This is a genomic window from Neisseria sp. P0007.S010, assembly GCF_051962875.1.
Lineage (GTDB): Bacteria > Pseudomonadota > Gammaproteobacteria > Burkholderiales > Neisseriaceae > Neisseria > Neisseria subflava_A.
The window spans coordinates 17322-30173 of sequence record NZ_JBQCUX010000007.1; the positions used below are offsets into that span (position 1 = coordinate 17322).

11 protein-coding genes and 1 riboswitch are annotated in these 12852 nt (G+C 43.1%); of the genes, 3 read left to right on the forward strand and 8 right to left on the reverse strand.

Annotated elements, in window-relative coordinates; genetic code table 11:
• Positions 1-27: 27 nt before the first annotated feature.
• From ACTHR7_RS06395 to ACTHR7_RS06420, 6 genes are all read right to left on the reverse strand, one after another.
• Complete coding sequence (locus ACTHR7_RS06395) at positions 28-402, reverse strand: hypothetical protein (protein WP_070646655.1); 375 nt, start codon at positions 400-402, stop codon at positions 28-30.
• A 2-nt stretch (positions 403-404) separates the two neighbouring features.
• The gene (locus tag ACTHR7_RS06400) at positions 405-1703 is read right to left on the reverse strand and encodes a phosphatase PAP2/dual specificity phosphatase family protein (RefSeq protein ID WP_440370534.1); all 1299 of its coding nucleotides are present in this window, start codon (positions 1701-1703) and stop codon (positions 405-407) included.
• A gap of 53 nt (positions 1704-1756) precedes the next feature.
• Complete coding sequence (locus ACTHR7_RS06405; RefSeq protein ID WP_440370535.1) at positions 1757-3499, reverse strand: bifunctional alpha/beta hydrolase/class I SAM-dependent methyltransferase; 1743 nt, start codon at positions 3497-3499, stop codon at positions 1757-1759.
• Between the two features lie 113 nt (positions 3500-3612).
• Positions 3613-5610, reverse strand: a complete 1998-nt coding sequence (locus ACTHR7_RS06410) for a DUF262 domain-containing protein (RefSeq protein WP_440370536.1) — start codon at positions 5608-5610, stop codon at positions 3613-3615.
• The gene (locus tag ACTHR7_RS06415) at positions 5597-6931 is read right to left on the reverse strand and encodes a DUF262 domain-containing protein (RefSeq protein ID WP_440370537.1); all 1335 of its coding nucleotides are present in this window, start codon (positions 6929-6931) and stop codon (positions 5597-5599) included. The genes ACTHR7_RS06410 and ACTHR7_RS06415 overlap by 14 nt, the downstream gene beginning before the upstream one ends.
• A gap of 41 nt (positions 6932-6972) precedes the next feature.
• Positions 6973-7725, reverse strand: coding sequence for a PP2C family protein-serine/threonine phosphatase (locus tag ACTHR7_RS06420; RefSeq protein WP_440370538.1), 753 nt, complete (start codon positions 7723-7725; stop codon positions 6973-6975).
• A gap of 231 nt (positions 7726-7956) precedes the next feature.
• Between ACTHR7_RS06420 and ACTHR7_RS06425 the strand changes: the two genes are divergently transcribed.
• Together ACTHR7_RS06425 and ACTHR7_RS06430 are read left to right on the forward strand one after the other, a co-directional pair.
• Positions 7957-8241, forward strand: coding sequence for a PepSY domain-containing protein (locus ACTHR7_RS06425; RefSeq protein ID WP_440370539.1), 285 nt, complete (start codon positions 7957-7959; stop codon positions 8239-8241).
• Positions 8242-8437: 196 nt separating this feature from the next.
• Positions 8438-10240, forward strand: coding sequence for a Pycsar system effector family protein (locus tag ACTHR7_RS06430; protein WP_440370567.1), 1803 nt, complete (start codon positions 8438-8440; stop codon positions 10238-10240).
• Between the two features lie 51 nt (positions 10241-10291).
• On the opposite strand, the gene ACTHR7_RS06435 is transcribed toward ACTHR7_RS06430, so the two are convergent.
• Positions 10292-10891 (reverse strand): CDP-alcohol phosphatidyltransferase family protein, encoded by a 600-nt coding sequence (locus ACTHR7_RS06435; protein ID WP_107868258.1) that lies wholly within the window; start codon positions 10889-10891, stop codon positions 10292-10294.
• A gap of 71 nt (positions 10892-10962) precedes the next feature.
• Positions 10963-11008, forward strand: a riboswitch (PreQ1 riboswitch).
• A gap of 3 nt (positions 11009-11011) precedes the next feature.
• Here ACTHR7_RS06435 and queC point away from each other — a divergent pair.
• On the forward strand, positions 11012-11671 hold the full coding sequence (gene queC / locus ACTHR7_RS06440; RefSeq protein ID WP_371459833.1) for a 7-cyano-7-deazaguanine synthase QueC: 660 nt from the start codon (positions 11012-11014) through the stop codon (positions 11669-11671).
• 95 nt (positions 11672-11766) lie between these two features.
• On the opposite strand, the gene ACTHR7_RS06445 is transcribed toward queC, so the two are convergent.
• Positions 11767-12828 (reverse strand): L,D-transpeptidase family protein, encoded by a 1062-nt coding sequence (locus ACTHR7_RS06445; protein ID WP_107868256.1) that lies wholly within the window; start codon positions 12826-12828, stop codon positions 11767-11769.
• Positions 12829-12852: the final 24 nt, after the last annotated feature.

Sequence of the window (12852 nt, forward strand, 5' to 3'; positions counted from 1 at the left end):
CTGGTTTGGGTAAATTAGCAAAAATAATCAAATGCTTTGGATAAGCAAAATTAAAAATTGTGCGGCGGTCAGGTATAAGCTTTTGCGCCATAAGGAAAGTGCGCCGTTTATCCGTTGGGTCAAAGTACGGCTGCCTGAAATTTGACGCAAACCGTTTTGCTGTAAGGCGTGGTCGAAGTCTTTAGGAGAGTAGCAGTTGTCGGCAAAGTCTTGGAATATGCGGCGATCGAAGTGAACGCGGATATGGCAGTACAACAAAACCGTTGCCAAGACAAGTTGTACCGCAAACCATGCGCCGCCATATTTTACCGACAAGGCGAGCAGCAAGGCGTTGCAGGCGGCAACATAATGTGCGGTAGAGAGCAGGTGGGCAGTAATACGGCTATCGGTTGCGTTGTCCATCATTATCCTTGTTTTAAACGGTTGGCCGCAGCTTGGACTGCTTGGGCGGTGGTCGGCGATAATACCATTTGCGGCCGAGCCTGTTTGAGTTCTGCCTTTGCTTGCGCCAAGTCTTGGCAGCCACCATAAACCAGTAGCCACGTCAGTACCACTGCGGCACTTCTTCCATAACCTAAAGCGCAACATACCAGCACTTTGCCGTGTTTTTGGCGCAAGGTTTCCAATATCAAGGCCGTCTGAACCAAATCGTTTTCAAACGGCGTTACCATATCCAGTAAAGGCAGAGCGCGATATGCTCCCTGATAGCTACAGCAGGGATATTCGGCGCATACATCCAATACAGCAGGTAGATGGTTTGAAATACCCAAAACGCTGCCAATCCATACATCATGGCGGACTTGTGCCATTTTCGCCTTACCGCGTAACCAATACGCCATGTTTAGCCGTACACCCACCAGATAAGGCAATAGCAAAACCGTCGCTGCTGCCGATAATTTACCGTTAGCCTGTTTTTGGAAGAAGGCTACATTTCCAGTTAAATAGGCAAAAGCCACCATCAGCAAAGACACGCTAATCCATATCAACCACAGCCACGCTCCACCCAGCAATGCGGGTAACGCCGTCAAACACGCACCAAGCAAATATAACAACGCAATCTTTTTTGAGTGTACATTACTCAAGCCCAGTTTTAACGGTGAAGTCATCTGACGCGGAAAAGCCCACAACACTAGCCAGCCGAGCAATGCTCCGGTCGGCACGTCGATAAAATGATGTTGATAAGTCGTCAGTACCGACAAGGCAATCAGGTTTTGCCATAAGAAAAGCGGCAGGCGGATTTTTGGAAAGCGCGTCCAATAAAATGCACCCACGATAATCGCCAGTGCGATATGTAAAGATGGTGCTTGGTTGTACGGCAAATCAAATGCAGCCAATGAATCAAACAGCCAGCCTGACAGTCCATTGGCAGGCGGTTTAGGCCACCCGAAACGCAGCGGAAACAGCACAAAGCAAGCAGTCGCAATCAGTTGGGCGGCTACAAGGTGCGCTACATATCGGTTTTGTTCATGTATATCACGACAAAGAAAAAATGCCGCGGCATACATCAGGTTCAGCGACCAATAAGGCACAATCGTCCATGCCCAAAACGGAATATTGCTCTCCCATGCAAAAGCGATTTCAGGCACATAGTCCAGCGATGCCGCGTAATGATTGGAGATGCCGTAGCTGGTGTAGAACAGGATACCGACTAAAATCAGCTTGAGCAGGGAGGCTTTGAGGGAGGATTTCATGGATAGGTACATGGTTTAAATAAGGCCGTCTGAAAGTTAAAAAAATGTTCAGACGGCCTTTATTTTTATTTCTTCACTGCCAAGCTCACGGTGAAAATACCGTCTTCGTCTATCCATTGATAGATTTTCTCAAAACCGGCTTTTTCAACCAACTGATCCATTTCCTGCTGGCTGCGACGGCGCATTACCCAGTTTGGGCTGCCTGCTTTGTGGCTGGTCAGGGCGCGGGCAATCATTTCCAGTTGCGGATGCCACGGCTGGCCGGTGTAGATCAAGTAGCCGCCGGTTTCAATGGCTTCGCCGAAGCCGTAGAGCGAGTTCAAAATCAAATCGTTGTCGGCAAACAATTCGTGCAGGCCGGAGACGATGCCCAGCGTTGGACGTGGCTGTAAATCGTGATAGTTGGCGCGGTCGTAGGCATTGACTTCATTGAAGGTTACCGTCTCTTGCAAGCCGCGCTCGGTAATCAGCTTGCGGCCGGCTTCGACATTAATCGGACTGTAATCGCGCAAGCGTACGGAATCAGGCAATGTGTCGGCAGTCAGTGCGTCCAATACATAGCGGCCATGACCGGACGCGATATCCAAAACGTGTACAGGTTTGCCTGCTTCACGCAGTTTGGCTGAGGCCGTCTGAATGGCTTTGCCGATATTGACTTTGCGTTGGCGAATGCCGCGCCAGCCGATGGCGTTGAGATAGTATTTGTCCACCCATACACCGAAAGCATTGCTGCCTTGCGGTTGATTGCGGTAAACGTAATCCAGTGTACTACCTGAATCAAAACCTGTTTCTTGACCGATTCTCAAGCCTTCACTCCAGCGCGAACCCAGTTTGAGCGAGGCGCGATATGTTGCCCAAAATGCGCCACGAGGCGTACAAACAGGCAAAGGTGTAGCCAGTTCGTCAGCTTCTCGACGGCTGTCTCCAAATAAGTGCGCTTGAGTCAGGTCGACTTGTTGCAAAGGTTGATTGAAACGCTCGCGGATAAAACGGCGCATTTCGACAAACGCGATTTCACGGTCTTGCTCGCCTAACGTATCGTGGTAGAAACCGGGCAGGATATGGCGCTCTTTAATATGGCTGCCTAAGCGGTTGTAGAAATCGTGTTGCGGTTTGTGATGAACAACCCAATCGCTGCCTGAGATCAACAGTTGTACAGGCGTAGTAATCGCTTGTGCATCGGCAACCACACGTTCAGCCGCTTCATATAAACCCAGCAGGATACGAACGGAAATAGCGCGGGCAATAAGCGGATCATTGTCGTAGCTTTTTTGACGTTCGACGTTGTGGGTCAGATAGTGGGCTTTGACGTAGCTGTTGACAAAGAAATTGCCACGCCATTTTTGCATGATTTTCAAACCGGTACGGGCAAACGGCACATAGAGTTTGACTTTGAACGCAGGCGAAGCCAATACGGCGCAACGGATTTTCGGCGCGTAATCGTGCAACCAAGTAGAAACCAATACCGCACCGACACTTTGCGCAATCACACAAATGTTTTCAGGTTTGATGCCGTATTCGCTTTGAATGTGTCGGATAAAATCATCCACATCTGCAACCGAAGTGCCGATACTCGGACTATCGCCGCGCTCACCGGGGCTGTAACCATGACCGCGTGCGTCCCAAGCAAAATAGGCAAAATCATCAAACCCCAGTTCATCTGCCACAAACATCATCCGGCCGGAGTGCTCATGTCCGCGATGGAACAGCACAATGGCTTTGTCGGAAGAACCATCGGCAGCAGGGCGATAGCGGTAGAAAAGCGAAGTACCGTCTTGGGTAGAAAAGTATTTTTGCTGTTCGGACATGAGAAACTCCTAATAGTCATATTTTTTGAACAGTATCATGACATATCGAATAAATGCAATGATTATCCGATAGACGGACGAATGCAATGATGGGGAGATATGTTAAGTGCCGATTATGGTCGATACGATGAGTCAGTCAGTGGTTCATTTAAGATTTTTAGCATTTTTTTCTCATGATCTTTTATCTCGCTTTCTGTCCAGTTTGTGTAACTCATCATAATAGCTTGTTTTAAGCTATCATAAGTATCCTTTTCTTTGTAATATTGCCGTTTCCAATCTGGAAGTTTATTACTGAAACTGGAATTTTTACTTTGAGATAACAAATATAGATTGCCAAAATTATCTAAGACATTTGTATCTAATTTATCTAGGCCAAAATCTTGAGAGGGATTTTGTGGGTAATGGTGCTCAACCGAGCTTCTAAAACTAAATCTAAAATTTTTCCAGATAGATTGTTTAGATTGGTCAATAGCTGAAAAGACCTCTACCTTGTCTTGATATTTCCATAATTGATAATCCAAGCGATTAAATACAAAATTTGGGACGTTTACTCCATCATTCCAAGACTTATGTACTGAAGAGATGGTGTAATTATCATTTAAGATAATTTTCATAAAATCCCTGTTTCCATTGCAGTTGTTTTCAAAATAAAATTTATCACAAAGATTTTCAAGAAACTGAATATATGTCTCTTGAGTAATACTTTTCTTATTCTCGAATAACCAACGCAATGTAGCATATAGCCAGTTTTTATAGATTCGGGATGGATTAGAAACATGAAACATAGAAAGCAACATTATTGCATTCTTGGTTTTATCATTGGTTTCTTGAGTATCAATGGAATCGCCATTGTCGATACCAAAAACATTTTTATAGTAATAATTCTTTGATTCTTCTTTTTTAATTTCCCATAAAGACCAATGCTCATTTTCTGAACGTAGTGAATTTGACTTAATAATATATTTATCAAATAAATATCGACAAGATAGCAATGTATCTATGAAATTTACAATCTTTTCTTTGTTCCAGTCTTCATTGTCAAAAGCACGCCAAAGTTCTTTTTCATCCAGAGGAATCTCTTTAAAGGTAGTTTTGTTAATGCCAGTAGGAAATTTTTCTAGATAAATTTTCAAGATATGCATTAAGAAGTTAGGGAAATCAATAACGGAATTAAAACGCCCATCTGTCTGCTCGTTTGTTTTTTCTTGGGAAGAGTGAATATCCCCATTATTGGCGGTTATCAATTGACGAATTGATTGTTCTTCATTTGCGGAGCCGTTATCTGAATGTTGAGTTTTTTCTGTATCAGCAATATTCTCAATAATTTCATTAAATTTTTTTGGAATAGTATTTTCCCAATTCTTGCCAAAAATATTTTCTCTAAGTGACTGGTTGATTCCTATTACAACATATCGGCTCATGTCAGAACACGCATCCCAAATTTTGGCAAAAATAGAGCGTTCACTATCTGTGTCTAAAACCTTCATCAAAGTAGCCTTGATAATCTCATGTTTTTCTAATTGCTCTCCCCGCGTATTCATAATTTCAAAGTAATGATTGAGGTCGGTGTCTTCGGGTACTTCGGTTCTAATAATTTTAACGTTTTCTTGTAAGAACTCTGCCAAACACCTTCCTTCTTTTTCTGTTCTCTCAGTTTCCCAATATTTTTTTATTGATTTTAAAGCATTTTTAAAAACATCAGGTATAGAGTCGGAGTCAAGATCTCCTAAGGCATCGTCGGAGTCATGTCTATGCTCAAAGTATACGTTTCTAACAAAGGTATCTGATTTTAAGTAGTGCATGATTTTTAAGTAGTGCATGATTAAAGTCAGTGTGGTCAATCGTTGTTGTCCGTCTATGACTTCTAAACCTCCATTTCCTCTTTTATAAATGACTAAGCTTCCAATATAATAATTATTCTTATTTTTCTTATTTTTCTTATTTTTCTCATTTTTCTCATATGCATTCCATAGGTCTTGAATAAGAAGGCTGATTTCATCATCTCCCCATGCGTAATTACGTTGATAAATAGGAATAATATATTTGTCTTTATTTAAATTTAATAATTCATTTATGGTTAATGTTTTTACGTAATCATTATTTGTTTTCATCTTTAATTTCCAAAATCTCTTTTATTTTAGGGTCTACATGTTTTGAAAAATTGACTTTTCCGGTTTGTTGAATAAAACGCATGACTTGTTCGGGTGTTATGGATCTTTCAATATAAGAAATTAATCCAGCTTTATCATGAACTTTATCATGAACTTTATCATGAACTTTATTTTCAATGGTCTTAAAGGTAATACGCTGATATTCTACCCGAGTACGGTAAGCCCATAGAAAAGCTTTGGTTATAAATTCTTCAAAATGGCTTTCTCCAAATTTATCAAAGTAGAACAATACGGTACATTCAAATAAATTTCTAATGTATTTATCACCAGTTCGATAGCTGTATTTATGATTGTTTAAAAAAGCCATTACTCCTTTTTCTAAATCAATTCCATTAATAGAATGAATTTTATCTAACAATCCATCCTTTTCTTTGAATAGTTTTTCATAGATGGCTGTATAATGTTCAATGTAATCAAAGAAATATTTTCCATTGATTAACACTTGTGTGGCCTGAAATGCTGATATTGATCGATATAAAAATGGATTTTCATGTAATAATTTTTGTATGGTATGAGTAGATAATATTCCGTGTAAGTAAGGATAATCAACTTTTTCATGAACGCCTTTAAATGTATCTAATTCATCTGATGTAAATATTTCTGCATTCTCTTTGTAATGCCAGCGGCGAAGTCTAAATAAGATATAATTGATAATTTTATCTAAATTATTTATATCATTAGACATTGCAGATTTTTCCCAGCGTTCGACACATTGGTGAATGACCTTCTCGTCTTTATCCCTTATGTCTCTTAAATGATAGGCTTTTAAGAGGTCATAAGATTCTAAAGGTTTGCCTCTGGCATTTTGTGAATCAAAAAATTGAAAAGCCTCATCTAAGTCATTTAATTCAATACAAACCATTTCACACCTGTTAAGGAGGTAATCCTTAAATTCATTTGTGAAATTATAGTTTTTAAGAAAATTATAGTTCGTTGTAATATTATTTTTGCTGATGCTATGATTCGGTTTTTCCTTTAAAAGAGACACATCCTTCCCCAGCTTATGAAGCAATAACGAGAGTGTAATAAGCCGCTGTTGGCCATCTACTATTTCAGAACAGTCTTTATCTTTATTTTTATTTAAAACAATTGTTCCGATGCGGTATATTTTTTTCCCCTCCCTAAAATTTTGGAGCAGGTCATCGATTAATTGTTGTACATTTTTGATTGTCCATTTGTATGGTCTTTGATAATTAGGGATACTCAAATTTAATTTAAATATGTCATCAATCTTGAGTATTTCTGCTTTTTCTATGCTCATATAGATACCCCTTAGTATGAAAAATAGGTAAACATTATAGACTACAATCGGCAAACTACTACCGACATATCATCATAAACTCTTTGTTTTGCAATTAATTTACGAAATACAGTCAGACGGGACTTATCGTTATCATATTGTTGCCAAATTTTTTCTCTTATTTCTTCCGATAGGGCGTCGCTTAGGCCGTCTGAACAAAGCAGCAGGCTTTCTCCTGCTTTAAGCGTAAGTTCGATATGACACATTTTGTCTTGGAATTCGGAATAATCTGCTGCTAGATAAGAAGAAACGCCGCCATATATGGTGGCGAACTCTTCTTCTTTTTTATCCGACAAATCATCCAGCAATTCGGAGAGTATCGAGTGATCTTGGGTCAGTTGCTTCCATTTTCCTTGTGTATCAATCAAATAGGCGCGACTGTCGCCTACGCTGATGATTTTGGTTTTGCCGGTGGTTTGGTCGATTTCGGCGGCAACAAAAGTGGTTGAGGAACCAAAATAATCTTCCGCCAACTCTTTAGATAAAGCGGCTTGTATATGATTGATGGTTTGACGGCTGAGTTTGGCTGTACGGCTTAATAGGTGCATGGCTAATTTGCTGGCTTTTTCGGGATGGTTGCTATTGGAAATGCCGTCAGCTATCCCGATGATAAAGTGTGGACGGGTTTCAAGACGTGTTTCAGCGGTTTTGAGTTTATATTGAAACACTTGTTCGCCGTTAAAAAGGGCATCTTGGTTGTGTTGTTTGTTGCTGCCGATTTGTTGGCAAAAGGTAATTTTGCAAAATTTGTTCATGATTTATCCATTTGTTGGGTGAATATTCGCTGCAGGCTTTTCATCGTTTCTAACCCTCCGGATTTACACTTGGGTAATACGTTTGAAATTTGATGATTAAGGTTAAAGGACGTCTGAACAGTTTTCAGACGGCCTTTACTGCGTTTAACCAAGTACTAATTAACTGCTAATTTTGTCATGTTTTAATACATCCATCGAAACCCGAATACACATTTAAAAAGGAAATCAAACATGAAAAAATTCTTATTGACCGCCATCGTTGCTTTGTCTGCCGCTACTGCCGGTGCCAGCGATTATATCGAACACAAAATCTACGGCGACAAAAACTTCGAGCAAAATCGTGCTAAAGCCGTAAAAATATTGGAACAACGCGGCTATCAAGTTCACGATGTTGAAGCCGATAGCCGTCGCGGCCAGCCTGTATTGGATATCGAGGCTTTTAAAGATGGTCGTGAGTACGACATTGTTTTGTCTTACCCTGATTTGAAAATTATTAAAGAACGCATCGATTATTAATATTTCGATATAAAGTGGATTGTCGCAGGGCTTTTAGTTCTGCGACAGTTTGCTATTTAGGCATTTAAAGAATGTAAATTATCTAAAATAAATGAACTAAATATGCTTTTTATTTTCCATTTAATTCAAAGCGTTTGATGTTGGGAGTCATGATATGAGTTTGAATGATTGGAAGGAAGATGGTCGGCCGAAGCAGATGGGTGACCAAGAAAAACCTTTAAACGACGGCGCAGCTGCCGAATCCCAACAGGATGTTGATTTTTGGGATCACAATCAAAACGGTGTTGCTGAAAACGAAGTTGAGACTGTGGCTGACGCGGTAGAAATTCAGGAAGTGGTTGAATATCCTGAGATGCCGTCTGAAAAAAACGAGAAGAAAGCCAAACGTAAAAAAGACAAGGCGAAAAAGAAAAAAAATAAAGCTGAGGATTTGAATGCGTCTGATCTGTTGGGTACGAATAAGGGCGTGGAAACCATGTTCCGCAACGCCGTACGCTCGGAGATGGAATTGTTGGCGCTGGCGGCAACTAAAGCGAACATTATGATTTCGCTGAATGGTTTTATTGTTTCTGCACTGATGATTTCGGGGGCGTTTATTTTTTCATCGTCGCCCGAGTTTTTGATTCCGGCTAGTACGTTTATGATTACTGCTGCAGCATCTATCGTGTTTGCGTTGCTTTCTGCTTCGCCGGAACGTATCGGCAAAATGCAGGCGGCGCGGACATGGTTTAAGGATTTTATCCGCGGCCGTTCTAAGCTGCGGGACTTGAAAACCCGCCTCAGCAGTACCGAAACGCGCTTTTTTGGCGGCAGCCAACCCAATATTTTGATTTATGAAGACCGTGTGAAACTGCAAAAAGATCAATATTGGGAAATGATGCAGGAGATTATGGGCGACCGTAAACAAATCTATGAAAAGATGAGCGACCATCTTTATTGGCTTGGTTTGTTGGCGGACAAACAGTTCAAATACATCAATTTGTCTTACGCGGTATTCCGCTGGGGCTTGCTGGCTTCACTGGTGGCGTTTATCGGCGTGAAAACATTGCCGTCATTGCTGATACCGCCGGCCAACAATGCGGCAGAGCTGCGTTCGCTGGGAATCAATATGTTTAACGGTGTGTACGAGCCTTCCGCCGTACAACAGCTTCCGGACGGTAATTTGCTGATTGCGGAAGACGAACCCAACCATGCATTCAGTATCATCAGCATTGATAAAACGGGCAGGTTTGTGGAAGACGAGGCATTGGATACGCGCGTGATTACCGGTTTCAAACGCCGTCTCAGCGACTTGGAGGCTTTGGCGCGCGATGATGAAGGCTTTATCTACGCGCTGACTTCACATTCGCGCACCCGTAAAGGCAACCGCTCACCCGACCGCGAACATCTGATGCGCTTTAAAATCCAAGACGGCAATGTGTTGGGGCTGACCAGTTACGACAATTTGACGCAGGTTTTGGAAACCGATCACAAGCTGCATGATTTGATTCGCGAGCGAACCAAGGCAGAAGTTTCTTTTGAAGAAATCAATATTGAGGGCATGGCGTTTGATCCGGTGAAAAAACGTCTTGTTTTGGGCTTCCGTGATCCTGAGTTCAACAATATGGCTTTGGTCGCATTTATCAGCAATCCGAAAGATGTGTTTGAGCGCAATGCCAAGCCTGAGTTTGATGAAGTGGCGGTGATTGATATTGATGGCGGCGGTATCCGTTCCCTCAACTATGATCCTGTGTTGAAAACCTACGTTATCGCCAATGAAGTGAAGGATGAGAATGGACAGAAATTCTCACAACTGTGGACTTGGAGCGGTAATCCGACCGATGAACCGCAAAAAATCTCCCTGCCTAATCTGCAACACATCACCAACGTTGAAGCTGTTGATTCGATTACCATTAACGGCAAGCCGCAGATGATTTTGATGGGTGACGAAGGTAATGCTTCGCAGAAAATTACTGCCAAGTATATGTTGGTAGATTACAGTCAGTTGGGTAAACAGTAAGTTATCTCGGCTGATGGATAAAAGGCCGTCTGAAACCGATAGTTTATGGTTTCAGACGGCCTTCAAGCCATTGATGACGCGTTTGTAGCAGGTATAAACCAATGCCGCGCAGGCCAGCCACATAAGGATATAGAAAGTCGAATGGAAGCTGCCGGCGATTGCATACCATACTGCCAATGCGCCGATAAAGAATGCGCGGTCGCTTTTGCCGAATGGCCCGTCATAACGACGGCCGTTGCCATGAACTTGTCCCAAAACGCCACAAAACTCGGTCATTGCCGCCAGCCAAATAAACAGGGCGATTTGCACGCCGCCGAAGGGCGCGATGAAGGCAAAAGGCAGATACAAAGCAGCATCGGCGGCAATATCGGTGATTTCATTCAAATAACCGCCTAATGCCGATTGCTGGCCGAACTCCCTTGCCAACATGCCGTCGATTGCATTCAGCGCCATGCGGACAAACAACCAGATCGGCAAAAGCCAGAATAATGTGGATACACCTGTAAACAATGCTAAAAGTAAACCGATCAAAATGGAAACAGCGCAGGCAAACAGAGTGACCTGATTAGCAGTAATGCCTTTTTGATACAGTCGCTTAACAATGGGGCGCAACAGGTTTTGAAATTTTGGTTTCAGGGCGTAGATGCTCATAATTATGCTATATAAAAGAAAATGAAGTGCCGTGATTATAGACGAAATCCGTTATAATCCGTCAATCTTCAAATCACGCGGTTCGCAAACCTCCCGCGTTAACAAAACTAGGAATTTACTATGGAAAAACAGCAGGCCCTCGTTATTTTTTCGGGCGGGCAGGATTCAACAACCTGCCTGATTCAGGCAATTCAAACATATGGCCGTGAAAATGTGCAGGCCATCACTTTTCAATATGGACAACGCCACGCCATCGAATTGGAGCGCGCGCGTTGGATTGCCCAAGATTTAGGCGTGAAGCAGACCGTACTCGATTTGAGCCTGATGCAACAGATTACGCATAACGCGTTGATGGATGATACAGCGTCCATTGAAACAGCTTCAGACGGCCTGCCCAATACATTTGTAGATGGACGCAATGCTTTGTTTTTGCTGTACGCCGCTATTTATGCCAAAGGGCAGGGGATACACCATATCATTGCCGGCGTGTGCGAAACCGATTTTTCCGGTTATCCCGACTGTCGCGATGTGTTCGTCAAGTCGATGAATGTTACGCTGAATCTGGCTATGGATTACGCTTTTCAAATCCACACGCCCTTGATGTATTTAACCAAAGCGCAAACTTGGGCATTGGCGGATGAAATGGGTGTGTTGGATTATATTCGCGAGCATACGCATACCTGTTATAACGGTGTGGTCAGCGGTTGTCATGAATGCCCAAGCTGTATTTTGCGCGAACGCGGCTTGTCAGAATATTTGGAAAGCAAAAAGGCCGTCTGAATCAAGAGAGGCCTATATTTCCAATATCCATTTGTACGAAAAGGCCGTCTGAACAATTCGTTTCAGACGGCCTTTGGCTATGTATTTTGTTCTGCTTAGAACAGCAAATCTTCCGGTTCGCTGCTTGCCGGAGTCTCTTTTACAGGAGCAGAGGCCGGGGCAGTAGCCGGTTCGGAAGCGGCTTTAGGCGCGGAAGCAGGCGTCTCGGCAGGAGTAGTTGCCGGTTTGGCAGCAGGTTTTGCCGGTTTCACCGGAGTCGGACGAACGCTTTGTTTCGGTTCGGATGCTGCCTTGTTTGTATCGTCGGTAGCATCGACTTCGATTTCAGTGCCTTGAGGCAATACCACATCTTTAGCAGGAGCCGGTTTCGGCATGACTTTAGGTTTGCTGTAAGCATCCGTGCCGCTGGTCCATACTAAAGACTTCAAAGGAGATTTGAGTTTTACACCTTTGGCGCAGGTCAGACAGTTTGCCGCGCCGGTGCGACCTTTCAGGATCGCATCTACACGCGCGGCAGGAATGGTTTTACCGTGCGCTTTTGCCCAGGCGGCAATGCTTTTTTTCAGTGCAGCCGTATCAAGGTTTTTCTTGTCGTATGGGTCACGATAGGCAGCCAGCCATAAGTTTTGGTTGGCATCTTCGTTCAGACTTGCCATTTGGTAGATAACGGAGGCAGGGGAACCTGTTGCGATGGTTTTGGCAAATTCCAATGCATCAGGCGATTTCATGCGCACGCAACCATGGCTGCGGACGCCAGGTACGCTGGCAGGGGCATTGGTGCCGTGAATGCCAAGGCTCAATTTAGGGTCGCCAAGACGGACAAATACCGGGCCCAGCGGATTGTTTGGGCCGGCCGGTACGCTTTTTACGCCGTCATTGCGTTCTTTTTGAATAGATTTAGGGATGTGCCAAACCGGGTTGTAGGCTTTTGCGCCGATTTTATGTTCGCCCAGGTTGGTTTGGGTCATGGCTTTACCGACAGCAACAGGATAAATTTTGCTCAGTTTGCCATTGTCGTAGAGGAACAAACGCTGTTGCGTAATATTGATAACGACGTGTTGTCCGGAAGAGGCGGGGGAGACGTCTGGAATAAGTGTGTTTGCAGCAGCGGCTGAAGTTAAAAGGGCGGCTGTCAGGCCGAACAGTATTTTTTTCATGTCGTCTTTTTTTGTAGGGTTTGA

Excerpts from the sequence above, each read along its gene's own strand:
- ACTHR7_RS06395 (WP_070646655.1), bottom strand. The coding sequence starts at position 402 with ATGGACAACGCAACCGATAGCCGTATTACTGCCCACCTGCTCTCTACC.
- ACTHR7_RS06400 (WP_440370534.1), bottom strand. The coding sequence starts at position 1,703 with ATGTACCTATCCATGAAATCCTCCCTCAAAGCCTCCCTGCTCAAGCTG.
- ACTHR7_RS06405 (WP_440370535.1), bottom strand. The coding sequence starts at position 3,499 with ATGTCCGAACAGCAAAAATACTTTTCTACCCAAGACGGTACTTCGCTT.
- ACTHR7_RS06410 (WP_440370536.1), bottom strand. The coding sequence starts at position 5,610 with ATGAAAACAAATAATGATTACGTAAAAACATTAACCATAAATGAATTA.
- ACTHR7_RS06415 (WP_440370537.1), bottom strand. The coding sequence starts at position 6,931 with ATGAGCATAGAAAAAGCAGAAATACTCAAGATTGATGACATATTTAAA.
- ACTHR7_RS06420 (WP_440370538.1), bottom strand. The coding sequence starts at position 7,725 with ATGAACAAATTTTGCAAAATTACCTTTTGCCAACAAATCGGCAGCAAC.
- ACTHR7_RS06425 (WP_440370539.1), top strand. The coding sequence starts at position 7,957 with ATGAAAAAATTCTTATTGACCGCCATCGTTGCTTTGTCTGCCGCTACT.
- ACTHR7_RS06430 (WP_440370567.1), top strand. The coding sequence starts at position 8,438 with ATGGGTGACCAAGAAAAACCTTTAAACGACGGCGCAGCTGCCGAATCC.
- ACTHR7_RS06435 (WP_107868258.1), bottom strand. The coding sequence starts at position 10,891 with ATGAGCATCTACGCCCTGAAACCAAAATTTCAAAACCTGTTGCGCCCC.
- queC (WP_371459833.1), top strand. The coding sequence starts at position 11,012 with ATGGAAAAACAGCAGGCCCTCGTTATTTTTTCGGGCGGGCAGGATTCA.
- ACTHR7_RS06445 (WP_107868256.1), bottom strand. The coding sequence starts at position 12,828 with ATGAAAAAAATACTGTTCGGCCTGACAGCCGCCCTTTTAACTTCAGCC.